Genomic DNA, 24641 nt, shown 5'->3' on the forward strand with positions numbered 1-24641 from the left:
AACCTCGTCGGCGCCATCGGGCGGATAGCTCGTGCTAGGGTCGGCGTCATGACCGGATCGCCACCGCAAATCGGCCCGCTCGCCATGCTGCTGGCGGCGGCCGGCCTGACGCTCGCCGGCTGCCAGCGTCAGGAGCCTGCGCCCGCGCCCAAGCCCGTGGAGGCCGCCTCGCCCCCGACCGCCCCACCTTCGCCGCCGCTGCCGCCTCCCGCCCTCGGCCGCGCCGACCTGCTGTCGGCGATCGAAGCCGCCGCCGCGGACTACGCCGCCGGACGTCCCGCCCAAGGCCAGGGGCTGGCCGGCCGCCGCTTCACGATCCGCCAGGCCTTCGGCTGCCTTGGACCGGCGCCGGAACAGGCGCCCGATGGAGTCGCCAACTGGTCGTGGGGCAAGAGCCGCAGAACCATCGAGCTTTCTCTCAAGCCCGCGGACTGGAAGGAGTCCGCCCTGGCCGGCGCCGGCGATTGGGAGGCCGTCGAGGGCTTCTGGCTCTCGCGTCCCTGGTTGAAGGAGGAAGCCTGTCCCGCGGGCCAATGGACGCCGCCGCCTGAGGGCGAGACGCCGCAGGCTTCGGCCCAGACGGTCGGGATGGCGGCGGTGTTCGAGCACGGCGGTTCGCGCCTCGGCCGCCGCAGCGGCCGGGCCTACGCCTTCACCTTACGCAGCGACGGCGACCAGCCGGCGACCGCCCCGGTCGCCGGCTATCGCCTCGTCCTGGAAGGCCGACTGGGCGCCTTCGACGACGGCCGGGCCATCCATTGCCGCGCCGAGGGGCCCGACCAGCGCCCGGTGTGCGTCGCTGCCGTGGTGCTCGACCGCGTCGCCTTCGAGGACGCCGGCGGCGCGGTGCTCAGCGAGTGGCGCGGGGGCTAGATCCGCGGCAGGCCGTCCATGATCGCCGTCAGCGCCAGGGCGGTCTCGCGCTCCATGGCGCTGTGGCCAGCGTTGGTGATCACGAAGCTGGCCGGCGGCGCGCCCAGCTGCGTCAAGGTCGCGGCCAGGCGCGAGGCCTGGGGCAGGGGGCAGACCTGGTCGAAGCGGCCGTGCACGATGTGCGTCGGTATCCCGACCAGCCTGCCGGCGTTCTGCACGATGTAGTCCGGCGTCAGGAACAGCTGGTTGGCGAAGAAGTGCGCCTCGATCTGTGCGAAGCAGAGCGCGAAGTCCGCCTCGCCGAACTTCCCGGAGTCCGAATTGTCCGGGATCATGTTCGAGATCGTGCCTTCCCAGACCGACCAGGCCAGCGCCGCCTTCAGCTGCCGCTCCCGCTCCGCCTCGCTCGCGGGCGTCATGTCGAAGACCCGCTTGTAGGCGCCCATCATGTCGCCGCGCTCGGCCGGGGGAATGATCTCGACGAAAGCCTTCCACTCGTCGGGATAGGTCACGTACGAGCCGGGTTCCGACAGCTCGAACGGCGTATCCTCGAACGCCGCCGCATTGCCCTGGTACATGTAGAGCAGGTCTTCCCGGGTTCCCAGGAAGATGCCGCGCAGGATCAGCGAGGCGACGTGCTCGGGATGGCGGATGGCGTAGACCATGGCCAGCGTGCTGCCCCAGCTGCCGCCGAAGACGTGCATCTTGCCGCCGATCCCCAGCGCCTCGCGCAGGGCGTTGATGTCGGCGACCAGATGATCGGTGGTGTTATTGGTCAGGGCGACCTTCGGCCCGGCCGAGGCGACCGTGGGCTCGCTCTTGCCGCACCCGCGCTGGTCGAACAGGACGACGCGGTAGCGGGCCGGGTCGAAGAACCGCGACATGACCGGGGCGCAGGCGCCGCCTGGGCCGCCGTGCAGGAACATCACCGGCTCGCCGTCCGGATTTCCGTATTCTTCCCAGTAGAGCTTGTGGTCGGGACCGTGGTCGACCTGGAGCAGGCCGCTGCGGTTCGGCTCGCCCTGGGGATAGGCCCACTCGTCGGTGATCTTGCTGGTCGCCTGGAGGTTCGAGAAGTTCATGCGCCGCTCCGATACTATGGTCGCGGCTTGGACCCGGCGGGGGCGCCAGGTCAAGAGCGGCGCCCGCTCAGCTCTCCAGCTCGAACCCCGCCTCGCGCCAGGCCGCCACGCCGCCGTCCAGGGCCGCGGCGCGCAGGTAGCCCAGCTCGCGCAGAGTGGCGGCGGCGAGCGTCGAGATCTTGCCGAACTCGCAGCAGGTGACGATGCGCACCGTCGGATCGGGCAGCTCGGTGTTGACCCGCAGCTCCAGCTGGCCGCGCGGCACGTGGCGGGCGCCGGCGATGTGGCCGGCCTCGAAGGCGTCCTTCTCGCGCAGATCCAGCACCACCAGCCCGCCGCTGTTGTCGCCCAGCCGGCCATGCAGCTCGGCCATCGACATGAAAGGTACGACGGCGGCCGCTTCGGCCAGCAACTGCGCCACGGTCTTGCCGCCGCTCATATTGGTGCGCAGCGCTTCGGTCAGGTGGGTCGGGGCCGCCAGGTCCAGGTCACGCATCATCGCCACGAACGCGGCCCGCTCGGTCTTCTGCAGCCGCGGATTGGAGGCGATCTCGTCGGCGATGGTCGAGTGGTCGCGGCCCTTGTAGTCGTGGGCCGGGAAGACCAGCGTCTCGCCGGGCAGCTTCAGCAGCTTGTCGAACAGGCTCTCGAACAGCTCGTGCGGATCGCCGGTCGGCAGGTCCGTGCGACCGGCGCCGCCGATCAGCAGGGTGTCGCCGGTGAACACCCGGTCGGCCATCACCAGGCACATGGAATCGCGTGTATGGCCGGGCGTGTGCATGGCCGTCAGCTTCAGGTTCCCTGCGATCAGCATATCGCCGTCGTCCAGTCGCAGGTCCGCGTGGGGCGCGGCGCTCAGCCGGTGCATGACCACCGGCGCGCCGGTCGCCTTGGCCAGTTGCCGGCTGGCTGAAAAGTGGTCGGCGTGGGTGTGGGTGTCGACGATATAGCGGAGGGCGAGGCCGTGCTGCTGCAGGTGGCCGCGATAGTGATCGACCAGGCTCAGCTCCGGGTCGATCAGGACGGCGGCGCGAGACGCTTCGCAGCCGACGACATAGGAGCGGCAGCCTCCGGCGGCGAAGGTCTCGAACAGCATGGCGGTCAGTTCGGCTGGGGCACGATGCGCAGGTAGGGGCGAGGGGCCTCCCAGCCGTCGGGATACAGCGTCTTGGCTTCGTCGTCGGAGACGGAGCCGGCGATGATCACCTTGTCGCCGTTCTTCCAGTTCACGGGCGTGGCGACGCGGTGCTTGGCGGTGAGCTGTATCGAATCGAGCACGCGCAGGATCTCGTCGAAGTTCCGTCCGGTGGTCATCGGATAGCTGATCATCAGCTTGATGCGCTTGTCGGGGCCGATGATGAACACCGTGCGGACCGTGGCGTTGTCGGCCGCCGTTCGCCCGTCCGAGCCGCCCTCGATGGCCTCGGGCAGCATGTTGTAGAGCTTGGAGACGTTCAGGTCGGTGTCGCCGATCATCGGATAGTTCGGCGCGGTCCCCTGGGTCTCGGCGATGTCCTGGGCCCAGCGCGCATGGTTGTCGACCGGATCGACCGACAGGCCGATGATCTTGGTGTTGCGCTTGTCGAATTCGGGCTTGAGCTTGGCCATGTAGCCCAGCTCGGTGGTGCAGACCGGGGTGAAGTCCTTGGGATGCGAGAACAGGATCGCCCAGCTGTCGCCGATCCACTGGTGGAAGTCGATCACGCCCTCGGTGGTGTTCGCCGTGAAGTTCGGCGCCTCGCCGTTGATACGAAGTGACATCGACCGGTTCCTTTCCCTGAAAGCCGCGCGTCGGGGAGGGCGCGCAAGGCCGCGGTAGGTAAGACCTTCGTCGCGCGGGATGCAATTATGCCTTGGTCTAAGGCGGGGCTCGAAATTGTTTCCGTGCGGGATAACTATGTCTTGCCGCCTCGGCGCCGCCGAGATAGTTAGCCCATGAGGAAACTGTTTCGCCAGTCCGGAGCCCGCGCATGTCCCTGGTCCTGCATTACCACCCGCTGTCGTCCTACTGCTGGAAGGTCCAGATCGGCCTCTACGAGCTGGGCGCCCCGTTCGAGGCGAGGGTGGTCAATCTTGGCGATCCGCAGCTGCGCGCGGCCTTCGAGGCGCTGTGGCCGACAGCCAAGATCCCGCTTCTGGAGGACGGCGGCCGCGTGGTGCCGGAGACCTCGGTCCAGCTCGAATATCTTGACCAGCGGTTCGGCGGGGGGCTGCTGCCGGCCGATCCCGACGCGCGGCTGGAGGCGCGGGTCTGGGACCGGGTGTTCGACAACTACGTCATGACCCCGATGCAGAAGATCGTCGCCGACCGGCTGCGGGCGGACGAGGCGAAGGATCCGCAGGGCGTGGCCGAGGCCAGGGCGCTGCTGCAGATGGCCTACGGCATGATCGAGGCGCAATTCGAGGGCGGCGGGCGGACCTGGGCCGCGGGCGAGGATTTCGGCCTGGTCGACTGCGCCGCCGCGCCGGCGCTGTTCTACGCCCACCTGCTGGAGCCCTTCGGCGAACGTCCCGCGCTGGCCGCCTATTTCGAGCGTCTGTTGGCCCGTCCGTCGGTCGCCCGCGTGCTGGACGAGGCGCGGCCGGTCTTCCAGTACTTCCCCTATCGCGAACGCTTGCCGGCCCGCTTCTGGGACCCGCCGGAGACGCTGGCGTGAGTACAGGTCTGACTGCGGAGCTCGGCGACGCCCGCAGCGCGCGGCTCGACCGCCTGTTCACGGCGCTGGCCGATCCCGGCCGCCGGGTGATGCTGGACCGCCTGGTCGCCGGCCCGGCCTCGGCCAGCGAGCTGGGCCGCCCGCTCGAGATGGCGCTGCCCTCGGTGCTCAAGCACCTGGCGGTGCTGGAGGCGAGCGGCATGGTCGCCTCGCAGAAGGCCGGACGCGTGCGCACCTACCGCCTGGCGCCTGACGCCTTCGAGGGCCTGGAACGCTGGGTCGCGGCGCGCAAGGCCGCCTGGCACGCGCAATTCGACGCCCTGGACGCCTATCTGGCCGAAAAGCAGCAAGGGGAAAGCCGATGAGCGCGCAGCCCGCCGTCCACACCAGCTTTGTGATCGAACGCCGGTTCGCAGCGCCTGCGGCCCTGGTGTTCGCCGCCTGGGCCGACGGCGCGGTCAAGGCGCGCTGGTCGACCTGCCACGCCGAAAACGGAGAGACCGAGTATTCCCAGGATTTCCGAAAGGGCGGGCGCGAGCTCTATCGCGCGACGCTCCCTGACGGGCGTCCGCAGAGTGTCGAGAAGGTGTTCTTCGACATCGTGCAGGATCGCCGCATCGTCTTCGCCTACGATATCGAGGCGGGCGGCGTGCGCCTCTCGGCCTCGCTGGTGACGGTTGAGTTCGAGCCGGAAGGAGACGCGACCTTCATGCGCCTCACCGAGCAGCTCGCCTATTTCGACGGCTATTACGACCGCGAGGAGCGGTTGCACGGCACGGCCGAGGGCCTGGACCGCCTGGCGCTGGAGGTCGAGGCGGCCGGCGCCCATTGAGATGCTAGATTCGGACGGTGTTGTTCGGGTCTTCCGGCGGCTTCGGAACGGGGCGCGGCGGCGCGGTCAGGCGGGCGACGCGGGTCAGGAGCTGCTGGTCCTTGAACGGCTTGGTCAGAAAATCGCGCGCGCCGAGCGAGATCGCGCGCCGGACGTCTTCGCCCTGGTTCCGAGCGGTCAGCACCATGACCGGCAGCGTCTTCAGCACGCCATGGCGCCTCAGCGCCTCCAGCACGCCGAAGCCGTCCAGGCCGGGCATGTTGATGTCGAGCAACATGCCGTTCAGGCGCTCGTGCGTGGCGCTGGCGATCGCCTCGCCGCCGTCGCGGGCCCGCAGCACGGTGTAGCCGGCGAGCGTCAGCCGCGTGGTCAGCAGCTCCAGCATCATCGGCTCGTCGTCGACGACGAGCAGGCGTCCGCCGTCGGTCCTAGGAAGCATGGCGCAAAGGCTCGGCTTGAGCCGCTCCCGACCATCCCAGGGCCGCGCCGATGGCGGCGTACATCTCGGCCACCACGATCGGCTTGCGGATCACGCCGTCGAAGCCGCAGTCCCGGGTCAGGCGCGCCGGGTCGCCGTCGGCGGTGAAGGCCAGGATCGGCACGTTCTGGTTCGGGCCATCGCCGGCGCGGATCGCCGCCAGCACCTCCGGGCCGTTCATCCCGGGCATGCGCACGTCCATCAGGATCAGGTCGACGGGATGGGCGTTCGCCAGCTCCAGGCCCGACGGTCCGTCGATCGCTTCCGACATCTCGGCGCCCAGCCCGATCAATACGGTGCGCAGCAGTTCACGGTTGATCTCGTTGTCGTCGACCACCAGCACCCGCACGTCTTCCAGGTTGACGCCGCCGGTCTCGTCCGCTGTTCCAGCAGGGGCCTCGGCGGGCGGCGCGTCGATCTCGAAGTGGAAGACGCTGCCTTGGCCGGGCCTGCTGCGCACGTCGATGCGCCCGCCCATGGCCTCGACCAGGCCGCGGCAGATGGCCAGCCCAAGGCCCGTACCGCCGTGCTGACGGGTGGAGGTGGTGTCGACCTGCGAAAAGCGCTGGAAGAGCTTGCGCTGCTGGTCCCTGGACAGCCCCGGTCCAGTGTCCTCGACCGCGATCCGCAGGCGCCCAGGGCCGGCCAGGTACTCGGCCGCCAGCCGCACCGAGCCGGCGTCGGTGAACTTCACGGCGTTGCCCAGCAGGTTCAGCAGCACCTGGCGCAGCCGTTCGGCGTCGACGGCGACGAAGTCGGGCAGGGCGTCCGCGCCGGTCAGCGCGAGCGACAGACCCTTGGCGTCGGCTTGCGGCGAGAACATCGCCAGGGCGTCCCCCAGCACCCGCGCCGGGCGGACGGGCCGGGGCGCGATCTCGACCAGCCCGGCTTCCAGCTTCGAGAAGTCGAGAATGTCGTTGACGATGGAGAGCAGCGCCTCGCCCGCGGCGCTTACCCGCCCGACATGCTGGCGGGCCGTCTCGTTCAGCCCGTCCTCATCGTCCAGCAGGCGCGTGAAACCCAGGATGGCGGTCAGGGGCGTGCGGATCTCGTGGCTCATATTGGCCAGGAAATCGGACTTCGCCTGCACGGCGGCTTCGGCCGCGTCGCGGGCCGCGCGCAGCTCCGCCTCGATCTGGCGGCGGGCGCTGACATCGCGCAACACGTCGACGATTTCGGTCGCCCGGCCCTCCAGGTCGCGCACCACGGTGGGATTGCACTCCAGCCAGATCCAGACGCCGTCCTTGCGCTGGAAGCGATAGGAAAGGCGTTGGGCCTCCATGACCTCGCCGGCGATCATCCGCCGTACATGGGCGAGGGCGGGGGTGAGGTCGTCGCGGTCGATGCGCGACAGGATGCCGACCTCGCGCAGCTCCTCGAAGGTGAAGCCGGTCACCGCCAGGACCGAGGGCGAGGCGTAGACCAGCTGGCCGTCAAGCCGCGCGCGGGTGATCACGTCGGTCGCACATTCGGCGATGACCCGATGGCGCAGCTCGCTTTCGACCAGGGCGGCCTCCGCCGCCTTGCGCTCGCTGATGTCGCGTACGACGTCCTGGAACTCGACCAGGGTTCCGTCGGGAGCGTAGATCGCCCTGGGGTGGGCCTCGAGCCACAGCATCGAGCCGTCCTTGCGGAAGGCCCGATACTCGTAGCGGATCGGCGGCGCCTGCGGGCCGGCGGCGACATAGGCGGCGAACTTCTTCAGCACCGGGTCGATGTCGTCGGGATGCATGATCGACATGGTCGTCCTGCCGATCAGCTCCTCCGGCGCGTAGCCGGACAGGTTCTTCAGGGCCGGCGACAGGAAGGTGAAGACCGCGTCAGGCCCGTAGCAGGCGATGACGTCGGACGAGTTGTTGGCCAGCAGGCGATAGCGGGCCTCGCTGCTCGCCACCCGGTCTTCCATCTCCTTGCGGGTGGAGACGTCGCGCAGCACGTTGATGATTTCGACCGGCGTTCCGGCCTCGTCGCGCACGATGGTCGGATTGCCCTCGACCCAGATCCAGGTTCCATCCTTGCACAGGAAGCGGAAACGGCGCTCTTCGGCGGGCGGGTCGCTTTCGCCGCTCAACCTCGCGCGGCGCATGGACTCGACATGCTCGACATCGTCGGGGTGGATGAAGTTGGAGCCCAGCTCCCCGACCAGTTCCTCCGGCTCGTAGCCGTAGCGGCGGCAACTGGGCGATATCCAGGTGATGCCGCGGTCCGGCGCGATGCGCACCACCACGTCCGAGCTGTGGTGCATCAGGAAGTCGAGCCGGGCCTCGTTGAGCCGCAGCCGCCCGTCGGCCAGCTTCAGGTCGGTGACGTCGATGAAGGTTCCGAAAAGGCTGCGGACAAGGCCGTCCTCGTCACGCTCGCAGGCGCCCCGGGCGGTGATGTGGCGGACCTCGCCGTCCGGCCGTTGGACGCGGGCGTGCAGTTCGTAGGGCTCGCCGGTCTCGACGGCGCGCGCCACCATGCCCGCCAGCCGCGCGGCGTCCTCGGGGACGTAGAGGGCCAGCACGCCTTCGAGCGGGGGCGGGGGCAGGGCCGGATCGCAGCCGTGGATCTCATAGACGGTCGGCGACCAGGTCGTGGCGTCGCGCGCCGCGTCCCACGACCAGTGCCCGACCCCGGCCATCTCGTCGGCCTGGTCCAGCAGGTGTTGGCGGTTCGTGCGTTCGCGCTCCAGCGCGATGAAGTCCGATATGTCGCGCCGCATCAGCATCGCGTTCATGACCGAACCGGCCATGGCTTCCAGCAGCGCCTGCTGCTCGGCCGGAAATTCAGCGCGCGGGGCGAAGTCGATGATGCAGAGCGAGCCGAGCGCCGCGCCCTCGGGCGTGCGCAGCGGCGCGCCGGCGTAGAAGCCGATGCCGGGCGCGCCCGTCACCAGCGGATTGTCGCGAAACCGTGGGTCGGCGCGGGCGTCCAGCACCACCAGGGTGCGGTCCTGGCGGATGGTGTGGTCGCAGAAGGCGATGTCGCGCGGCGTCTCGCGCACGTCCAGGCCCAGGCACGACTTGAACCATTGCCGGTCGGCGTCGACCAGCGAGACCAGGGCCGCCGGAGCCTTGAAGGTCAGGGCCGCCAGCTCCGTCAGGCTGTCGAACACCGCCTCGGGCGGGGTGTCGAGCACCTTCAGGCGTTGCAGCGCGGCCAGACGTTCCGGTTCTTTGATCTGCATCGGCGCCGGTTCCGTTGTCTTGCGACAGGTTGGGCGAACGCCGTTGCATCGAGGTTAAGGTGCGGCGGCTAGGCCAATCCGCCGCACCTTGCGGTTGCTCAGAAGCCGAGCTGCCGTCCGGCCAGGTCGCGCAGGATCTCCTCAGACCCGCCGCCGATCACGAAGATGCGGGCCTCCCGATAGATGCGCTCGACCCGGTTCGGGCCGGTATAGGCGCGTCCGCCCAGCACCTGCAGCGCCTCGCGGGCGACGAATTCCAGGGTGGTGGTGGCCTGGACCTTCATCATCGCCAGTTCCGCCACCGGGGTCTCGCCGCGCTGGAAGCGCCAGACCAGGATGTCGAGGAAGGCGTAGCAGGCGTTCACCCGCTGGATCATCTCGACGATCTTGTGCCGGATGGCCTGGTGGTCGATCAGCCGCTGGCCGAAGGTGTGGCGCTGGCGGGCCCAGTCGATGGCCTCGGCGATGGCGGTGCGGGCCATGGCCAGGGTCGCCGAAATGCCGCTGAACCGCTCGATGTTGAACTGGTTGGCCAGACCCGCGAAGCCGCGGTTCTCCACGCCGATCAGGTTGGCGGCCGGGACCTCGACATTGTCGAAGGTGATCGAGCCGTTGTTGCCGTTGTACCAGCCGAGCCCCTTCACAGGTGCTGTGGAGACACCGGGACGGTCGGCCTCGATCAGCAGCAGCGACAGGCCGCCGACGCCGGGGCCGCCGGTGCGCACCGCGGTCAGCAGGAAATCGGCCCGGGTGGCGCCCGAGATCAGCGTCTTGCCGCCGTTGACGATGTAGCTGTCGCCGCGCTTCTCGGCCGTGGTCTGGAAGGCGCCGACGTCCGAGCCGCCCGAGGGTTCGGTGACCGCGAAGGCGATCTTCTTCTCGCCGCGCAGGATCGGCTTGGCGACGCGTTCGCGCATCTCCTCCGGGCCGAAGGCGATGATCGGGGGCAGGGCGATCCAGTGGGTGGCCAGGTCGGCGAACACCACGCCCGAGCCGGCGCGGAAGAACTCTTCGGCGAAGATGATGCGGTGATAGAGGTCGATGTCCTCGCCCGTGCCGCCCAGGTCCTTGGGAAAGCCCATGCCCAGCACGCCGGCCTTGGCGGCCTTGACGTAGAGCTCGTCGGGGAAGGTCGAGGCGGCGTCCCAGGCGTCGAGGTTCGGATTGATCTCGGCCTCGACGAAGTCGCGCAACTGCTTGCGCCAGGCGTCATGGGCCTCGGTGAGGAACGGGCTCGCCGGCCGCAGCCCATCGAAATCCAGGCGGGGTTTTTCCGCTGCGGCCATCCGTTCGTCCTCCCGATATTGTTGCTTGCGAATTGATACTAATTGCGGCGCGGCAGGGCAATGGGAGAGTGGGGCTTTTCTCTCGATGAAGCGTGGGGAGATGCTCCGAATGCCCTTCTCCCCCTGTTGGAGAAGGTGGCAGGCGAAGCCTGACGGATGAGGGGTGTTCGGCCTTGCGGCGCCGCGGAGACGATGATCTTGGTAGTGGAAAGGCGCTAACCCCTCATCCGACCCCGCTGCGCGGGGCCACCTTCTCCCACAGGGGGAGAAGGGACATCACCCCAAACCCCGCCCGCAGATCGCGCTTCAACACCTTGCCGACCGGGTTGCGGGGCAGGATGGGCAGGACCTCCAGTCGCTCGATCTGCTTGAAGACCGCCAGCTTGCGCTCGCCCGTCAGCCAGGCGTTGATCGTCTCTCGGGTCGGCGCCTCGCCAGGCCGCGGCACGATGAAGGCGCAGAGCCGCTCGCCCAGCCGCTCGTCCGGCGCGCCGACCACGGCGGCGTCGGCGATCTGCGGATGCGCCAGCAGGTGGCCCTCGATCTCCTCGGACGAGATGTTCACCCCGCCGCGGATGATGATGTCCTTCAGCCGCCCGACGAAACGGTAGAACTGGTCGCGGTCGCCGGCGATCTCGAACAGGTCGCCGGTGCGGAACCATCCGTCCGCATCGAACGACTTGGCGGTCAGCTCGGGCGCGCGCCAGTAGCCGGAAAAGACGGTGGGGCCCTTGATCCGCATCTCGCCGATCCGGCCCGGCCCGTCGATCTCCGCCTCGGTGTCGGGATCGACCAGCCGCGTGAAGAAGCGGTCGGCCAGCGGATAGGCCCATTTGAAGCCCGGCGCCCCGACCCGCGGGAAGAAGGTCGCCCGTTCGCTGGCCGCCGGAATGTCGGCCGCCGTGCCGCAGAGGGACATGCCTTCGTTGGAGCCGAAATAGTTGACGATCTCGACGCCGTAGCGGTCCTTGAAGGTCTCGATCATCGCCTGGGACAGCGGCGCCGAGCCTGAGCCGATGGCCCGCAGGCGGGTGAAGTCGACGCCCTCCAGCAGCGCCGGGTCCTTGGCCAGCATGTTCAGCACCGCCGGGGGCGCGACCGTATAGTCGATGGCGTGATCGCGCATCTGGCCGAGCATGACCGCCAGATCGAACGGGTGGTGTTGGATCAGCGTCGCCCCGACCAGCAGCCATCCGGTCAGCGCCGTCGACACCCCGCCCATATTGACCATCGGGAACGGGTTCAGCAGGCGCGCGCCTTCCTCCAGGCCAGCGGCGGCGACCACGCCGGCGGCCATGATGATCCACTCGTTGTGACTGCGCGGCACGCCCTTGGGCTCGGCCTCGGTGCCGGAGGTCCAGCAGATGGTCGCCACGTCGTCGGCCGTGACCGCGGCGGACCGGGCGGCGGCGCGGGCGGCTTCGATCTCCGCCGGGCCGATCGCGGCCATGGCGGGCGCCAGCTCAACGGCGCCTTCATGGAGGCCGAGGCTGAAAACCTGCCGGATGGGAAGGTTTCTGAGCGGCGCCACATGGTCCTGCCCGTTGATCGACGCCGCCGTGATCGCGGCCTTCGCCTCGGTGCGCCGGACGATGCCCGACAGCTCGTGCTCGCGGTACTGTACCGGCGCCGGCGTAACGATGATCCCCAGCTTGAAGGCGGCGAGATAGGCGACGCTCAGCTCGACCACGTTCGGCAGCTGCACGAGCAGGACGTCGTCCTTGCGCAGGCCCGCGCCGTGCAGCACCGCCATCAGCCGCTCCACCTCGGCGGCCAGTTCGCGCCAGGTCAGGCTGCGCGGCGCCCGCCCGACGATGCCTTGCGTATTGGGCGGATCGACCAGCGCGGCGGCGTCGGGACGCTTGGCGGCGTGGGCGTCCAGCAGGTCCCCGTGGGTGAGGTCGCCCCACCAGCCACGGCTGCGAAATTCTGCGATGCGCTCGGGCGCGACCAGGATCACGCCAGCCGCTCCACCACCATCGCCGCCCCGACCCCGGCCGCGCCGGTGGCGACCACCAGGCCCAGCCGCCCGTCCGCCTCGTCCAGCGCGTCGAGCAGCGAGGAGAGCAGGATCGCCCCCGTCGCGCCCATCGGATGGCCCTTGGCCATGTGCCCGCCGCCGACATTGACCTTGCCTGCGTCGACCGGCCGGTCGCGGAGGAACTTGGCGATGGTGACGGCGAAAGCTTCCATGAACTCAATGCGATCCATGTCGGCCAGGGTCAGGCCGGCGCGCGCCAAGGCCTTGTCCATGGCGCTGAACCCGGCCAGCAGCGAGGCGTGAGGATCGCCGCCGGATTCGGCGTAGGCCAGAATCCGGGCGCGGGCCTTGCGGCCCCCGTCCGGCGCGCCCCCGACGACCGCCAGCCCCGCGCCGTCGCAGACCGGCGGCGCATGGGCGATGGTGTGGCGATGGTCGATCGGTCCGTCGAGCGCGTCCGCGTACTGCTCGGCCAGGGGCGCGAAAGCCGGCGGCATGGCCGCCAGCGAGTCCGCCGTGGTCGTCGGCCGCGCGCATTCCTCGATCGTCGCCGCGCCGACGGCGATGCGCGAAGCGATCATGGCGGGCCGGGCTTCGGCCGCAGCGGTCTTCTGTTGGGAGGCCAGCGCCGCGGCGTCCATCTCCGCCCGGGTGACCCCCTCGGCCTGGGCCAGCCGGTCGGCGGCCAGCACCACCGGGATGTAGCGCGAGCGCCTGGGGAAATCGGCATCGGTGTAGTAGCCGGCCCGGTCGCCCATGAAGGGCACGCGCGACATCATCTCGACTCCCCCGGCCAGCGCGCGGTCCACAGCTCCGGCGGCCACCATGCCCGCCGCCTGGCCGATCGCCGTCAGGCCCGAGACGCAGTAGTTGTTGAGGCTGTAGGCGAAGGCGTCCTCGGCGACGCCGCTATGCAGCTTGGAGACCAGGGCGATATTGGCCCCCTGGTCCCCGATCTGGCCGACGCAGCCCAGCACCAGCGCCCCGGCGTTCCGCGGATCGTGACCGCGCGATTCCAGCGCATCGACCAGGGTTGCGACCAGCTGTTGCGGCTTGTTGGCGGCCAGCGCCCCGTCCGGGCGGGCCTTGCCGCGAGGCGTCCTGACGGCGTCGTAGATCCAGGCGTCCACGTCTTCTTCCTCCCGGCCGCGACCTTGATCGGCGTCTGACCTCCCGTCCCGCTTGCCACGGTAAGTCCTGAAATGCAAGCTAACGAAAACGCGAGCGGGAGAGGGCGATGGCGCGGCCGATCAGGGTCATTCAATGGGCGACCGGATCGATGGGCAAGACCTGCCTGCGGGCGGTGATCGACAGCCCCGATTGCGAGCTCGTGGGCCTGTTCGTCTACAGCCCGGCCTAGGTGGGTTCGGACGCCGGCGACATCGCGCGACGGCCGGCGACCGGCGTCCTGGCGACGAACGACATCGAGGCGATCCTGGCCCTCGACGCCGACGTGGTGCTGCACTGCCCGATGCTCGCCGCGCCTTATGACGGCCACGACGGCGACGTGAAGCGGCTGCTGGAAAGCGGTAAGAACGTCATCTCGATCAACAACTACTTCAACCCGCGCGCCTTGGGGGGGACCTACGCCGCCGGCCTGGAGGCCAGTGCGCTAAAGGGGCGGGCGACCCTGGCCGGCGTCGGGGTCAACCCCGGCTGGATCGCCGAGAAGGTCGCCGCGGCCGTAGCGGGCGTCTCGCTGCGGCTCGATGCGATCTCGGTCAGCGAGGTGGTGGACTGCGCGCGGATTCCCAACGCCGCCTATGTGTTCGGCGCGTTGGGCATGGGCGCCGATCCGGCCGGCGTCGACCTCAAGGACGGTCCGCTGGCCCGCACCTTCACCGACATGTACGCCCAGACTGTGACCACGCTCGCCGAGCGGCTCGGCCTGGACCTCTCCGGCATCGAACCCGACCACGCCGTCACTTTGGCCGATCATGACATCGAGGTGAGGGCCGGTGTGGTCAAGGCCGGCACGGTGGCGGCGACCACCTGGCGCGTCCACGGCCTAGTCGGGGGAGAGCGCCGCATCACCTGCGCGGTCAATTGGGTGATGGACATGACCCTGCCGCCCTACGCCGGAAAGCCGCACTGGGAGATCGAACTGAAGGGCCTGCCCAACCTGCGTCTGTCGGCCGACCTGGAGGAGGGGGCCGAACCCGGCGCCCGCACCCGTCCCGAGCAGTACGCGGTGGCCGGCGCGGTCCTGCAGGCCATCCCCAAGGTGGTCGCCGCCCCGCCGGGGCTGTGGCTGAGCTAGGAGCTGTTACGCGGCAAGGCGTAGGCGATCACGTGGTCCCCCTCCCGGGTTCCCAGCGAGCCGTGTCCGCCCGCCACCGTCACGACGAACTGCCGACCGCTCACCTCCGACCTGTAGGTCATCGGCGTGGCCTGGGCGCCGGCCGGCAGGCGGGCCTTCCAGACTTCGCGCCCGGTCGATAGATCATAGCCGCGGATGTAGTAGTCCAGGGTTGAGGTCAGGAAGGCGACGCCTCCTGCGGTGGTGATCGGGCCCCCGAGCGAGGGAACCCCCATCCTGAACGGCAGTGGAACGAGGCTTTCGTCGCGCACCGTGCCGTTGCGGTGCTTGTAGACGGTCTTGCCGGTGACGAGATCGACCCCTGCGACGTAGCCCCACGGCGGGGCCTGGCAGGGCAGGCCGAGCGGCGACAGAAAAGGGTTGAGCGAGACGGCGTAGGGCGCGCCGCGGTTCGGATTGTACCCGTGCTCGCTGGAGCCGCCGCGGTCCGACCCGCCGGGCGGCCCGCCGGCCGCGGCCGGCGCATCCTTGTCGCGGGTGATCAGCCGGTCGACGAAGGCCATGTAGCTGGGATTGGCGAAGATCACCTGCCGGACCGGATCGACGCTGACTCCGCCCCAGTCGATGACGCCGAAGTTGCCGGGAAAGACCAGCGAGCCCTGCAGCGAGGGCGGCGTGAACGGGCCGTCGTAGCGCAGGCGGCGGAAGGCGATGCGGCAGGCCAGCTGATCGAAGAGCGTGGCGCCCCACATGTCGCTTTCGCGCACCAGCCTTTGCGGCGCCAGCGAGACCGACGAACGCGGCTGGGTGCGCGAGGTCCAGTCGCCGGGCGCAGCGCCGCCGGGAACCGGGGTCTCGGTGACCGGATGGATCGGCTCGCCGCTCCGCCGGTCGAGCACGAAAATATCGCCGGTCTTGGTGACCTGAACCAGCGCCGGGACAACGGCGCCGTCGCGGGCGAGGTTCACCAGCACCGGCTGGGCCGGCACGTCCATGTCCCAGAGGTCGTGGTGCACAGTCTGGAATACCCAGCGCAGGCGGCCGGTGGCGATGTCGAGGGCCAGGATCGAGGCGGCGAACCGCTCGGTGGTCGCAGGCCGGTTTCCCCCGAACTGGTCGACCGCCCCGTTGCCCATCGGCACGTAGAGCAGGCCAAGGTCCTCATCGACCGACGACGTGCTCCAACTGTTGGGCGAGGACCAGCTGTAGCGGCGGTCGGACGGCAGGGGGGCGGTCTCGTCTGGATTCCCGGGGTCGAAATTCCAGACCAGCCGCCCGGTGGCGACATCGAAGGCGCGGATCACGCCGGAAGGCACGTGGGTCGAGACGTTGTCGAACACCGCCCCCGCCAGGATCACCAGGCCTCGCGTGACCAGCGGGGCCGAGGTGAACTGATACCAGCCGTCCTGGTAGGCCGGCATCCCGGGCCAGAGATTCAGCTGTCCTCCGTTTGCGAAGCCGGGACACGGGCGGCCCGTATCGGCGTCGAGGGCGAAAAGACGCGCGTCGTTGGTGGCCACGAAAACCCGCCGGGGGCATTCCCCGCGGGCCGCCTGGGCGGCTCCAGGCCCGGCGTCGTGATACGAGACGCCGCGACAGGACATGTGCTGCGAGCCGGTCACGGCGATCTTCGGATCGAACCGCCAGCGCACCGTTCCGGTTTCGGCGTCGACCGCCAGGACGTGATCGTGCGGCGTGCAGAGATAGAGCGTCCGCCCGACCTTGATCGGCGTCACCTCGTAGGTGAACTCCTCAGGGTCGCCCTCGCGGCGAAGATCGCCAGTCCGCAGGCTCCAGGCGACCTCGAGGCGCTCGAGGTTGGCTGGCGCGATCTGCGTCAGGGGAGACCATTTTTCGCCGCCCCAGGTGCGGCCATAGGCCTGCCAGTCGTCTCCGGATCCTGCCGTGGCCGGCGGCGGCGCGCGTGGGCCGGGCAGCGACCCGGCCAAGTCATGAGGATCGTTCAGCATCGAGGCGACGCCCACGCCCGCAGCGATCAGCAGCGAGAGCGCCAGCGGTCCGGACTTCGTCGGCCAGGAGCCGCGGCCCAGGCTCTGCGAAATCCACGGAAGAAGCAGCAGGGCGCCGAGGATGAAGACCACGTCGCCGCGCGGAACCAGCGCCCACCAGTCGAGGCCCGCTTCGACGACCGCCCACGCCAGCGTGCCCAGCACCAGCAAGGCGTAGAGCCACAGCGCCTCGCGCCGTCGGATGGCGAGCAGAACCCCCGTCGCGACCATCGCCGCGCCAGCTACCAGATAGTACCACGAGCCTCCCAAGGCCGCGAGCCAGGTCCCGCCTCCTGCGGCCGCGAGGCCGCACAGGATCAAGACGGCGCCCAGGCCGTAGCGGAACAGAAGGGGTGTCCTGGTCTCGAGCATGCCGCCAACCGCCGCAGCGGCTCTCTATGGTCGCACGCTCTTGAAATCCTCCGCGCCCTTCGGCGGTTCCGGCGCCTCGCAGGCCGCCCCCTAGACCCGCCCGACCACGAAGCTGACCACGGTTCCCAGCGAGCCGCCGATGTTCAGGGTCTGGTAGGTGCGCGCGCCCTCGACCTGGTAATCGCCGGCCGTGCCGGTGACTTGCCGGCCGGCGTCCAGCAACATCCGCGCCCCTGTCGCCCCGACCGGGTGGCCGACGCCGATCAGCCCGCCGGAGGCGTTGACCGGGCACTTCCCGCCGAACTCGACGATCCCGTCCTCCACCGCCTGCCAGGACTGTCCGGGCGCGGTCAGGCCGAAATGGTCGATGGCCATGTATTCGGTCGAGGTGAAGCAGTCGTGGGTCTCGACGCCCGACAGATCCTGCGTCCCGGCGATGCCGGCGCGGCCCCAGGCGTCGGTGATCGCCTTGCGGACATGTGGGAAGACGTAGTCCTCGCCCTTCGAGCGCTCGATCTTGTCGAGGAAGCGGATACCGGCGTTGGTGTGGCCCCACCCGAGAATCTGCGGGAAGTCGCTGGCCTGCACGCCGCGCCGTGCGGCGTAGCGCTCCATGAAGCGCTCGGAGCACAGCACGATGGCGCAGGTCCCGTCGGTGATCTGGCCGCAGTCCATGCGCCGGGTGCCCGGCTCGATGATCGGATTGGCGGTGTCGTCGTCGGTGAAGTTCTCGGGCGTGAAGCCCCACTTGCGGGTCTGCGACAGCGGATTGCGCTTGGCGTTGGTCAGGTTGATCTCGGCGATCCGGTTCAGGTAGCGGCGGTCGAGGCCGTAGCGCTCGCCGTATTCCTGGGAAAGGCGGCCGAACACGGCCGGCCACATGAAGCGGCAGTCGATGCCCTCGCGCCCCTGCCACGACGCGGCGTTCTGGACCTTGGAGGCCTCGTCGCCGGGCAGGTTCTTCTCTTCCTCGACGCCGGCGATCAGCACGCAGTCGTAGCGGCCGGCCTCGATCTCGGCGGTGGCCGCCAGCACGGCGATGGAGGAGGAGGCGCAGGCCGCCTCGTGGCGCATGGCCGGCACGCCGTGCAGTTCGGGAACCACCTGGGCGACCATCGCCGCCAGATGCCCCTGGCCGCGATAGAGCTCGCCGAAGGCGTTGCCGACGTGGACCGCGTCGATGTCGGACGGGTCGAGCTTGCAGGCGTTCAGCGCCCCGAGGATGCCGTCGCGCATCATGTCGGAGATGTCGAGGCCCTCACGCGACCAGGCGCGGGCGAAGTCGCTCTGGTGGCCGCCCAAGAGATAGATCGCCATGCTGTCCTCCGCCTGTCCTCGTGACCTGGGCGCGAGCCTAAGCTATCAGTTCCTAAATGCAAGTCATTGGGAGGCCAGCATGCGGGATTTCGAGGGCAAGACCGGAGTGATCACCGGCGCGGCCGGCGGCATGGGCGCGGCGGCAGTGAGGCTCCTTGCGTCTCGCGGAGCCAGGGTCGTGGCCCTGGACCGGCGGCTGGAGGACCTGGAGACGCTGGCGGCGCAATGGCGCGGGGAGGGACTGGCGGTCGAGGTCGCCGGCTACGACCAGGGCGACGAGGCGAGCATCGCGGCGGCGTTCGAGCAGGCGGACGGCTTCACCGGCGGGGCGCTCGACTTCTGCTTCGCCAACGCCGGCTACGGCCGCTATCGCCCGGCGCTGGAGATCGAGCCGCGCGAGTGGAGACGCCACACGGCGATCAATCTCGATGGCACGTTTCTGGTCGTCCAGGCGGCCGCGCGCCGGATGATCGCGGGCGGCCGGGGCGGGGCGGTGGTGATCAACGCCTCGTCCGGGGCGGTGTTTCCGACCGACCTGCTGTCGGCCTACTGCGCGTCGAAGGCCGGGCTGGTTATGCTGGCCAAGATCCTGGCGTCGGAACTCGGCGCACACGGGATTCGCGTCAACGCCGTTCTGCCGGGGGTGATCGAGACGCCGATGACCGAAAGCCTGCTGGCCGAGCCGGGCGTGCCGGAGACCCTGGCCAAGGCGACGCCGCTGGGTCGCGCCGGGCGGCCGGAGGAGGTGGCCCAGGCCGCCGCCTTCCTATGCAGCGAAGCTTCGGCCTATGTCACCGGGACCAGCCTGCTGGTCGACGGCGGCCAGACCCTGCACGGCTTTCCCCGGTGGTTCAGCACCGACCACCGGGACCCCGCCGCGCCCTGGACGGCGCACGTGGACGTTTAGCCACAAGTGTCATCCCGGCTGAAGCGAAGCTGAAGGCGCGGCCCCATTCGCGCCATCCCTCTTGCACGCCGTCTTCGATCGTGTAGCTTTCATATAAAGACTAATGACGGTTCGGGAGGACGGGCCATGCCGGGACGGGATCCCGAAATCCAGGCGCTGCTGGACAAGAAGGCGATCGAGGAAGTGCTGGTCCTGGCGCTGCGCGGCTGCGACCGCGCCGACATCGACTTGGTCGCCGCCTCCTATCACGACGACGCCTTCGAGGATCACGGCGGCACCTTCGCCGGTCCGGCGCGCGACTGGCTGGCCTCCCTGCGCGAGCGCCTGCCGCAGGCGGGGCTGATGAACCACGTCATGACCAACCTGATGATCGAGCTGGATGGCGACCGCGCGCTCGCCGAGGCCTATGTGACCACCTATCGCCGCCTGACGCTCGACGACGAGACGTTCGACGCCGTCACCCTGTCGCGCACCATCGACCGCTTCGAGCGACGGGCCGGAGCCTGGAAGATCGCCCGGCGCACGCTGGTCTGGGAATGGAACCGCGAGGCCCCGGTCGCCGAGACCTGGAGCCGCGGGACGATCACCAGCGATCCCAACATCTTGCGTCGTGGAGCTAAGAAGCCCGCCGACGCTCTGTACTCAGCCTGAGGGGGCTTTCATGCAGGTCAAGGATTCCGTCGCCCTGGTCACCGGGGCCAACCGCGGCATCGGCGAGGCGTTCGTACGCGAGCTGGTCGCCGCCGGCGCGTCGCGCGTCTATGCCGGCGCCCGCGACCCGGCCTCGGCCGCCCACCTGGAGGCGGAATTCCCGGGAAAGGTCAAGGCGGTGCGGCTGGATGTGAGCAAGCCCGACCAGATCGTGGCGGCGGCCGCCGCGCACGACGACGTCAGCCTCATTGTCAACAACGCCGGCGCCTTCACCCACGGCCTGCTGATCGGCTCCGACAGCCTGGACGGCGCGCGCGAGGAGATGGAGGTCAACTATTTCGGCCCGGTCGCCATGTGCCGCGCCTTTGCGCCGATCCTGGCGAGGAACGGCGGCGGCGGGATCATCAACGTCCTGTCGGTCGGCGGCATCCTGGCGGCGCCTAACATGGGCGGCTACAGCCCTTCGAAGTTCGCCATGCGCGCGGCGACGCAATGCATTCGCGCCGAGTTGGCCGACCAGGGCACGGTGGTGAGCGCGCTCATCGTCGGCTCGGTCGACACCCGCATGGCCGAGCATGTGAAGGGCGCCAAGGAGCCCCCCTCGATCATCGCCAAGGCCGGCATCCGCGCCGTCGAGCGCGGCCAGGACGAGGTCGACACCGATCGTATGGCTGTCGAGACCCGCGCCGCCCAGGCGCGCGATCCCAAGGGGCTGGAGCGTCAGATGGCAAAGATGCTCAAGGCCACCGAGATCTCGACGGGGCGCTGAGGGGAAACGACCGATGCCTGAACTCTCTCAGATCGCGACCCTGCTCGCGGTGAATTTCGGCCTGCTGCTGGCGGGCTTCCTTGTTCTCTGGCTGATCGGGGTGGCGATCAAGGACGTCACCTTCGTCGACGCCTGCTGGGGACTGGGCCTCGCCAGTCTGGCGGTGCTCAGCTTCCTGCAGACCCCGAGCGGAGCGTCGTCACGGCGCTACCTGCTGACCGGCCTGGCGCTGGCCTGGGGCCTGCGGCTCGGCCTGCACATCCTCGGCCGCTGGCGCCACGAGGGGCCTGATCGCCGCTACGTGAAGATGATGGACCGGGCCAAGTCAGACAGAGGCTGGAGCTACGCCTACGCCTCCCTGCGGCTGGTCTTCGCCTTCCAGGCGCCGCTGCTCTGGGTGGTCGCCCTGCCTGTGCAGCTGGGCCAGATCTCGGCGCAGCCGGCGGTCATCGGCGTACTGGGCTGGATCGGCGCCGGGCTCTCGACGTTCGGCATCGCGTTCGAGACCCTCGCCGACGGCCAGCTCAAGCGCTTCAAGGCCGATCCGGCCAACAAGGGCCAGGTGCTGTCGAGCGGCCTGTGGAAGTACACCCGCCATCCCAACTATTTCGGCGACATCTGCGTCTGGTGCGGCTTCTGGCTGATCGCCGCCGAGACGCAACTCGGTCTCTGGGCGCTGCCGGGCCCGCTGCTGCTGATCTTCCTGCTGACCCGCTGGAGCGGAGGCCCGTCCTACGAGCGGCGGCTCACCCACCAGCGGCCGGGCTACGACGACTACATGCGCCGCACCAGTTCCCTCATCCCCTGGCCGCCCAAGCCGGCCGACAGGAGCGCCCCGTGACGCGTACGCTGATTTCACCCACTGTCGTCACGCCTGCGCCGCGGCCGATCGGAACCCTGCCGGACCTGCACGCGACCCGCGACCCGGACGCCCCGGCGATCACCTGCGAGGGGCTCACCCTGACCCGGGCGCAGTTCGCAGCCCGTGTGAACCGGCGCGCCCGCGCGCTCGCCGCCCGCGGAGTGACGGAGGACGACTTCGTCGCCATCGCCCTGCCGAACGGCTCGGCTTTCCTCGAGATCGCCTTCGCGACCTGGGCGCTGGGCGCGACGCCGGCCCCGGTCTCCTACCGCCTGCCGGCGCCGGAGATGATCGCCATCCTGGAGCTGATGCAGCCGCGCGTGGTGATCGGTGGAGAGGCGACCCGCGCCGCGGGCGTCGATTTCCTCGCCGAGTCCGCGACCTATGACGAAAACCTCAGCGCCGATCCGTTGCCGCCGAAAACCTCCAGGCATGTAAAGGCCATCGCCAGCGGCGGCTCAACCGGCCGGCCGAAGGTGATCGTCGACCACGCGACCTCGGTCTGCGACCCGGACGCGCCCTCGCTCGGCATGTATCCCGGCGACACGGTGATCATTCCCGGGCCGCTCTATCACGCCGCGCCCTTCGGCCTGGCCTACATGGCGCTGAGCTGGGGGCTGCATCTGGTGGTCACCAAGCGGTTCGATCCGTCCGAGACCCTGCGCCTGATCGGCGAGCATCGGGTGAACTGGGCCTATCTGGTGCCGACCATGATGCATCGCATCTGGCGGCTGCCGGACGCGGAGAAGGCCGCCGCCGATCTCTCCAGCCTGGAGATGATCGTCCACATCGCCTCGGCCTGTCCGGTCTGGCTTAAGGAGAAGTGGATCGAGTGGATCGGCCCGGACGCCGTCTGGGAGGTCTATTCCGGCACCGAGGCGATGGGCGGCACCTCCATCGGCGGGCGCGAATGGCTGACTCACAAGGGCTCGGTCGGCCGCCTGATGCCCGGCAGCGAGATCCGCATCCTGCGAGAGGACGGCAGCGAGGCCGCGCCGGGCGAGGTGGGCGAGGTGTTTTTCCTGCCGGCCGGCGGCCGCGGCGCGACCTATCACTACATCGGCGCCGAGCCGCGGGCGAAGGGCGAGTGGGAGACCTTCGGCGACATGGGCCGCATCGACGAGGAGGGCTACCTCTACCTCGCCGACCGGCGCACCGACCTGATCATCTCCGGCGGCGCCAACATCTATCCGGCCGAGGTCGAGGCTGCGGTCGATGCCTATCCGGGCGTGCTCTCCAGCGTCGTGGTGGGCCTGCCGCACGAGGACCTGGGCCAGAGCGTCCACGCCATCCTCGAACTGCCGCAGGAGGCCGGCGCGCTGGACGAGGCCGCGATCAAGGCGTTCCTTTCCGAGCGCATCGCGCCCTACAAGATCCCGCGCAGCTTCGAGGTCACCCACGAGCGTCTGCGCGACGACGCCGGCAAGGTCCGCCGCAGCGCCCTGCGCGACGAGCGAGCGAAGGTGGGGGCTTAGTACGACCGCAGCTTCACGCCCCATCGGCCGTCCTCGAACGTCACGATCCAGAGGTTCTGGTGACGGCTGAGGGGGCGGCCGTGCACGTCGTCGCGGGAATAGTCGACCAGGACGTGGACCTTGCTTTCGTCGGCCAGCACGACGCGCGTGTCGTGATAGGTGCTGCGCGCCCAGCCTTCGGCGGCAAGGTCGTCGAAATAGCCTGCGGGAAGCTGGCCCGCCGTCTTCCAGACGACCAGGCGTCCGCCGATCAGCATCGCGTGCGGGAAGTGCAGGTGCGCATCCATGCCTGCAGCATCGCGGGCGTTGAAGCGCTCGGTGAAGGCTGCAAGGCGCGCCAGGGCGTCCGCGGCGCTAGTCATCGAGGTACCTCTCCGTCACCGCCCCATCCAGCCGGCGCACGCGGGCGGCGGCGCGGACGTCGAGGTCCATCAGCCGGGCGTTGACGCCCATGCGGTCGCGGGCCGGATCGCTCGGCGCCCAGTGGGTGACGCAGCCGCAGGTGCGGCAGCGGTGGAAGGCCAGGCTTCGATCGTCCCACATGTAGGTGTCTGTGGCGGCGTCGGGCGGGACCAGCCGCACCTGGCCTGGCCGGTAGTAGGCCCAGAGCACGCCGTATCGGCGGCAGATCGAGCAGTTGCAGTCGGTGAGCGTCTCGGGCGCGGACTCGATCGCCAGCCGCACGGCGCCGCAGTGGCAGGAAGCCTCGATCATCTCGCGTCCTCCGGTCCGGCCGCCTGCGGAAGCGCCGGCGGCCGGGGAGGGGACGTTAGCCAGTGGCGTTCGGGTCGGCCATCTGGAAGTAATCGCGCCAGCCGACGATCTTTCCGTCAGGCTTGAACTCGATGATGCCCATATAGGGGTGGCTCACCGTCTGGCCGCTGGCGTTGACGTACTGCTCGCGGCCTTCGGTGAAGAGGTGCGTGTCGGTCTCCGCGTGGCGGTCGATGATCCAGGTCGAGCCGCTGTTGTCGGCCCAGTACTTGCTGATGAACTTCTCGACCCAGGCCTTGCCGATCAGCGGGCGGGTGCCGACGTGATAGTGGTACTCCACCTCGTCGGCGAAGAAGTCGAGGAACGCAGCCTTGTCCTTGGTCGCGATCGCCTGCTGCAGGCGGCGGATGGAGTCGATCTTCGCTTCGCTCATGCCGCCTTCTCCGGGCGCGGCGGGGCCTGCACCCGCGCCGAGTCGTAATAGTCGCGCAGCTTGCAGATCTTGCCGTCGCGGAACTCGATCACCTGCATGAACGGATTGTCGATCAGCACGTCGCGGTTGCGGTCGTAGAGCTTCTCCATGCCCTCGACCATGATCACGTCGTCAGCCTCGATGGACTTCAGCACGATCCATTCCTGCTGGTCGAAACTGGTCTCGTAGTTGCGCAGGAACTTCCGCATCGTCGCTTTGTCGCGGATCGGCTTGGTTCCCATGTGCCAGTGATATTCGATGTCGTCCGTCAGCGTGTCGAGGAAGGCCTCGTGGTCCTTCCGCTTGGACGCGTCCATCATCTCCCTCAGGACCTGCATGTTCCGGCTCATGGCGCTCGCCTTCCTCTGTTTCCTCGAGCTCACGCTATTGCCAACAGTACGATTTTGCAAGTAACAGGCTTGGGGTGGTTGACGGCTTTGGGTGTGGCCAATAAGTTGCGATTTGCAAGTTAATG

25 protein-coding genes are annotated in these 24641 nt (G+C 69.3%); 11 read left to right on the forward strand and 14 right to left on the reverse strand.

Annotated features, from left to right (window positions below; genetic code table 11):
* Positions 1 to 48 precede the first annotated feature (48 nt).
* A complete protein-coding gene (locus ACE3T2_RS03885; RefSeq protein WP_374654904.1) occupies positions 49 to 873 on the forward strand; it encodes a hypothetical protein in 825 nt (274 codons plus the stop codon).
* Here the strand turns inward: ACE3T2_RS03885 and pip are convergent.
* The 3 genes from pip to ACE3T2_RS03900 form a co-directional block, all read right to left on the reverse strand.
* The gene (gene pip / locus ACE3T2_RS03890; RefSeq protein ID WP_374654906.1) at positions 870 to 1955 is read right to left on the reverse strand and encodes a prolyl aminopeptidase; all 1086 of its coding nucleotides are present in this window, start codon (positions 1953 to 1955) and stop codon (positions 870 to 872) included. The genes ACE3T2_RS03885 and pip overlap by 4 nt on opposite strands.
* A 67-nt stretch (positions 1956 to 2022) precedes the next feature.
* A complete protein-coding gene (locus tag ACE3T2_RS03895; protein ID WP_374654908.1) occupies positions 2023 to 3051 on the reverse strand; it encodes an MBL fold metallo-hydrolase in 1029 nt (342 codons plus the stop codon).
* 5 nt (positions 3052 to 3056) lie between these two features.
* Positions 3057 to 3716 (reverse strand): peroxiredoxin, encoded by a 660-nt coding sequence (locus ACE3T2_RS03900; RefSeq protein WP_374654910.1) that lies wholly within the window; start codon positions 3714 to 3716, stop codon positions 3057 to 3059.
* Positions 3717 to 3925: 209 nt separating this feature from the next.
* Here ACE3T2_RS03900 and ACE3T2_RS03905 point away from each other — a divergent pair, with 209 nt between their 5' ends.
* Genes ACE3T2_RS03905 through ACE3T2_RS03915 form a run of 3 tightly spaced genes read left to right on the forward strand, consistent with a single transcriptional unit; the run spans position 3926 to position 5444 of the window.
* On the forward strand, positions 3926 to 4612 hold the full coding sequence (locus ACE3T2_RS03905; protein WP_374654912.1) for a glutathione S-transferase family protein: 687 nt from the start codon (positions 3926 to 3928) through the stop codon (positions 4610 to 4612).
* The gene (locus ACE3T2_RS03910; RefSeq protein ID WP_374654914.1) at positions 4609 to 4977 is read left to right on the forward strand and encodes an ArsR/SmtB family transcription factor; all 369 of its coding nucleotides are present in this window, start codon (positions 4609 to 4611) and stop codon (positions 4975 to 4977) included. The genes ACE3T2_RS03905 and ACE3T2_RS03910 overlap by 4 nt, the downstream gene beginning before the upstream one ends.
* Positions 4974 to 5444 (forward strand): SRPBCC domain-containing protein, encoded by a 471-nt coding sequence (locus ACE3T2_RS03915; protein ID WP_374654916.1) that lies wholly within the window; start codon positions 4974 to 4976, stop codon positions 5442 to 5444. The genes ACE3T2_RS03910 and ACE3T2_RS03915 overlap by 4 nt, the downstream gene beginning before the upstream one ends.
* 4 nt (positions 5445 to 5448) lie before the next feature.
* On the opposite strand, the gene ACE3T2_RS03920 is transcribed toward ACE3T2_RS03915, so the two are convergent.
* The 5 genes from ACE3T2_RS03920 to ACE3T2_RS03940 all read right to left on the reverse strand — a co-directional run bounded on the left by ACE3T2_RS03920 (position 5449) and on the right by ACE3T2_RS03940 (position 13488).
* Entirely contained in the window at positions 5449 to 5883 is a 435-nt protein-coding gene (locus tag ACE3T2_RS03920) for a response regulator (RefSeq protein ID WP_374654918.1), read from the reverse strand.
* On the reverse strand, positions 5873 to 9091 hold the full coding sequence (locus ACE3T2_RS03925) for a PAS domain S-box protein (RefSeq protein WP_374654920.1): 3219 nt from the start codon (positions 9089 to 9091) through the stop codon (positions 5873 to 5875). The genes ACE3T2_RS03920 and ACE3T2_RS03925 overlap by 11 nt, the downstream gene beginning before the upstream one ends.
* A gap of 98 nt (positions 9092 to 9189) precedes the next feature.
* Positions 9190 to 10377 (reverse strand): acyl-CoA dehydrogenase family protein, encoded by a 1188-nt coding sequence (locus tag ACE3T2_RS03930; RefSeq protein ID WP_374654922.1) that lies wholly within the window; start codon positions 10375 to 10377, stop codon positions 9190 to 9192.
* Between the two features lie 223 nt (positions 10378 to 10600).
* Complete coding sequence (locus ACE3T2_RS03935; RefSeq protein ID WP_374654924.1) at positions 10601 to 12337, reverse strand: class I adenylate-forming enzyme family protein; 1737 nt, start codon at positions 12335 to 12337, stop codon at positions 10601 to 10603.
* The gene (locus tag ACE3T2_RS03940) at positions 12334 to 13488 is read right to left on the reverse strand and encodes an acyl-CoA thiolase (protein ID WP_374654926.1); all 1155 of its coding nucleotides are present in this window, start codon (positions 13486 to 13488) and stop codon (positions 12334 to 12336) included. Before ACE3T2_RS03940 ends, ACE3T2_RS03935 begins: the two co-directional genes overlap by 4 nt.
* Positions 13489 to 13595: 107 nt before the next feature.
* Here ACE3T2_RS03940 and ACE3T2_RS03945 point away from each other — a divergent pair, with 107 nt between their 5' ends.
* Both ACE3T2_RS03945 and ACE3T2_RS03950 read left to right on the forward strand, forming a co-directional pair.
* Positions 13596 to 13718, forward strand: coding sequence for a hypothetical protein (locus tag ACE3T2_RS03945; protein WP_374654928.1), 123 nt, complete (start codon positions 13596 to 13598; stop codon positions 13716 to 13718).
* Positions 13719 to 14618, forward strand: a complete 900-nt coding sequence (locus ACE3T2_RS03950; protein WP_374654930.1) for a hypothetical protein — start codon at positions 13719 to 13721, stop codon at positions 14616 to 14618.
* Here the strand turns inward: ACE3T2_RS03950 and ACE3T2_RS03955 are convergent.
* The gene (locus ACE3T2_RS03955; RefSeq protein WP_374654932.1) at positions 14615 to 16999 is read right to left on the reverse strand and encodes a membrane-bound PQQ-dependent dehydrogenase, glucose/quinate/shikimate family; all 2385 of its coding nucleotides are present in this window, start codon (positions 16997 to 16999) and stop codon (positions 14615 to 14617) included. The two genes, ACE3T2_RS03950 and ACE3T2_RS03955, sit on opposite strands and share 4 nt — an antisense overlap.
* A gap of 90 nt (positions 17000 to 17089) precedes the next feature.
* Entirely contained in the window at positions 17090 to 18316 is a 1227-nt protein-coding gene (locus ACE3T2_RS03960) for an acetyl-CoA acetyltransferase (protein ID WP_374654934.1), read from the reverse strand.
* 79 nt (positions 18317 to 18395) lie between these two features.
* Between ACE3T2_RS03960 and ACE3T2_RS03965 the strand changes: the two genes are divergently transcribed.
* From ACE3T2_RS03965 to ACE3T2_RS03985, 5 genes are all read left to right on the forward strand, one after another.
* Positions 18396 to 19223 carry an SDR family NAD(P)-dependent oxidoreductase gene (locus ACE3T2_RS03965; RefSeq protein WP_374654936.1) on the forward strand — a complete coding sequence of 276 codons (828 nt, stop codon included), beginning with the start codon at positions 18396 to 18398 and terminating at the stop codon, positions 19221 to 19223.
* Between the two features lie 126 nt (positions 19224 to 19349).
* A complete protein-coding gene (locus ACE3T2_RS03970) occupies positions 19350 to 19874 on the forward strand; it encodes a nuclear transport factor 2 family protein (RefSeq protein WP_374654938.1) in 525 nt (174 codons plus the stop codon).
* Between the two features lie 10 nt (positions 19875 to 19884).
* Entirely contained in the window at positions 19885 to 20643 is a 759-nt protein-coding gene (locus ACE3T2_RS03975; protein ID WP_374654940.1) for an SDR family oxidoreductase, read from the forward strand.
* A gap of 13 nt (positions 20644 to 20656) precedes the next feature.
* On the forward strand, positions 20657 to 21484 hold the full coding sequence (locus ACE3T2_RS03980; protein ID WP_374654942.1) for a DUF1295 domain-containing protein: 828 nt from the start codon (positions 20657 to 20659) through the stop codon (positions 21482 to 21484).
* Complete coding sequence (locus ACE3T2_RS03985) at positions 21481 to 22980, forward strand: AMP-binding protein (protein ID WP_374654944.1); 1500 nt, start codon at positions 21481 to 21483, stop codon at positions 22978 to 22980. The genes ACE3T2_RS03980 and ACE3T2_RS03985 overlap by 4 nt, the downstream gene beginning before the upstream one ends.
* On the opposite strand, the gene ACE3T2_RS03990 is transcribed toward ACE3T2_RS03985, so the two are convergent.
* The 4 genes from ACE3T2_RS03990 to ACE3T2_RS04005 are packed head-to-tail and all read right to left on the reverse strand — an operon-like array spanning position 22977 to position 24516.
* Positions 22977 to 23342 carry a hypothetical protein gene (locus ACE3T2_RS03990; protein WP_374654946.1) on the reverse strand — a complete coding sequence of 122 codons (366 nt, stop codon included), beginning with the start codon at positions 23340 to 23342 and terminating at the stop codon, positions 22977 to 22979. The genes ACE3T2_RS03985 and ACE3T2_RS03990 overlap by 4 nt on opposite strands.
* The gene (locus ACE3T2_RS03995; RefSeq protein ID WP_374654948.1) at positions 23335 to 23694 is read right to left on the reverse strand and encodes a GFA family protein; all 360 of its coding nucleotides are present in this window, start codon (positions 23692 to 23694) and stop codon (positions 23335 to 23337) included. Before ACE3T2_RS03995 ends, ACE3T2_RS03990 begins: the two co-directional genes overlap by 8 nt.
* Positions 23695 to 23749: 55 nt before the next feature.
* Positions 23750 to 24127, reverse strand: coding sequence for a nuclear transport factor 2 family protein (locus tag ACE3T2_RS04000; protein ID WP_374654950.1), 378 nt, complete (start codon positions 24125 to 24127; stop codon positions 23750 to 23752).
* Entirely contained in the window at positions 24124 to 24516 is a 393-nt protein-coding gene (locus ACE3T2_RS04005; RefSeq protein WP_374654952.1) for a nuclear transport factor 2 family protein, read from the reverse strand. Before ACE3T2_RS04005 ends, ACE3T2_RS04000 begins: the two co-directional genes overlap by 4 nt.
* Between the last annotated feature and the right edge of the window lie 125 nt (positions 24517 to 24641).

Source organism: Phenylobacterium sp., assembly GCF_041919955.1.
Lineage (GTDB): Bacteria > Pseudomonadota > Alphaproteobacteria > Caulobacterales > Caulobacteraceae > Phenylobacterium.

What these genes read in the sequence shown, in the direction of transcription:
- ACE3T2_RS04000 (WP_374654950.1), bottom strand. Translation starts at nt 24,127, where the DNA reads ATGAGCGAAGCGAAGATCGACTCCATCCGCCGCCTGCAGCAGGCGATC.
- ACE3T2_RS03925 (WP_374654920.1), bottom strand. Translation starts at nt 9,091, where the DNA reads ATGCAGATCAAAGAACCGGAACGTCTGGCCGCGCTGCAACGCCTGAAG.
- ACE3T2_RS03895 (WP_374654908.1), bottom strand. Translation starts at nt 3,051, where the DNA reads ATGCTGTTCGAGACCTTCGCCGCCGGAGGCTGCCGCTCCTATGTCGTC.
- ACE3T2_RS03970 (WP_374654938.1), top strand. Translation starts at nt 19,350, where the DNA reads ATGCCGGGACGGGATCCCGAAATCCAGGCGCTGCTGGACAAGAAGGCG.
- ACE3T2_RS03905 (WP_374654912.1), top strand. Translation starts at nt 3,926, where the DNA reads ATGTCCCTGGTCCTGCATTACCACCCGCTGTCGTCCTACTGCTGGAAG.
- ACE3T2_RS03960 (WP_374654934.1), bottom strand. Translation starts at nt 18,316, where the DNA reads ATGGCGATCTATCTCTTGGGCGGCCACCAGAGCGACTTCGCCCGCGCC.
- ACE3T2_RS03920 (WP_374654918.1), bottom strand. Translation starts at nt 5,883, where the DNA reads ATGCTTCCTAGGACCGACGGCGGACGCCTGCTCGTCGTCGACGACGAG.
- ACE3T2_RS03955 (WP_374654932.1), bottom strand. Translation starts at nt 16,999, where the DNA reads ATGCTCGAGACCAGGACACCCCTTCTGTTCCGCTACGGCCTGGGCGCC.
- ACE3T2_RS03995 (WP_374654948.1), bottom strand. Translation starts at nt 23,694, where the DNA reads ATGATCGAGGCTTCCTGCCACTGCGGCGCCGTGCGGCTGGCGATCGAG.
- ACE3T2_RS03980 (WP_374654942.1), top strand. Translation starts at nt 20,657, where the DNA reads ATGCCTGAACTCTCTCAGATCGCGACCCTGCTCGCGGTGAATTTCGGC.
- ACE3T2_RS03885 (WP_374654904.1), top strand. Translation starts at nt 49, where the DNA reads ATGACCGGATCGCCACCGCAAATCGGCCCGCTCGCCATGCTGCTGGCG.
- ACE3T2_RS03900 (WP_374654910.1), bottom strand. Translation starts at nt 3,716, where the DNA reads ATGTCACTTCGTATCAACGGCGAGGCGCCGAACTTCACGGCGAACACC.
- ACE3T2_RS03930 (WP_374654922.1), bottom strand. Translation starts at nt 10,377, where the DNA reads ATGGCCGCAGCGGAAAAACCCCGCCTGGATTTCGATGGGCTGCGGCCG.
- ACE3T2_RS04005 (WP_374654952.1), bottom strand. Translation starts at nt 24,516, where the DNA reads ATGAGCCGGAACATGCAGGTCCTGAGGGAGATGATGGACGCGTCCAAG.
- pip (WP_374654906.1), bottom strand. Translation starts at nt 1,955, where the DNA reads ATGAACTTCTCGAACCTCCAGGCGACCAGCAAGATCACCGACGAGTGG.
- ACE3T2_RS03965 (WP_374654936.1), top strand. Translation starts at nt 18,396, where the DNA reads ATGCGGGATTTCGAGGGCAAGACCGGAGTGATCACCGGCGCGGCCGGC.
- ACE3T2_RS03915 (WP_374654916.1), top strand. Translation starts at nt 4,974, where the DNA reads ATGAGCGCGCAGCCCGCCGTCCACACCAGCTTTGTGATCGAACGCCGG.
- ACE3T2_RS03975 (WP_374654940.1), top strand. Translation starts at nt 19,885, where the DNA reads ATGCAGGTCAAGGATTCCGTCGCCCTGGTCACCGGGGCCAACCGCGGC.
- ACE3T2_RS03990 (WP_374654946.1), bottom strand. Translation starts at nt 23,342, where the DNA reads ATGACTAGCGCCGCGGACGCCCTGGCGCGCCTTGCAGCCTTCACCGAG.
- ACE3T2_RS03945 (WP_374654928.1), top strand. Translation starts at nt 13,596, where the DNA reads ATGGCGCGGCCGATCAGGGTCATTCAATGGGCGACCGGATCGATGGGC.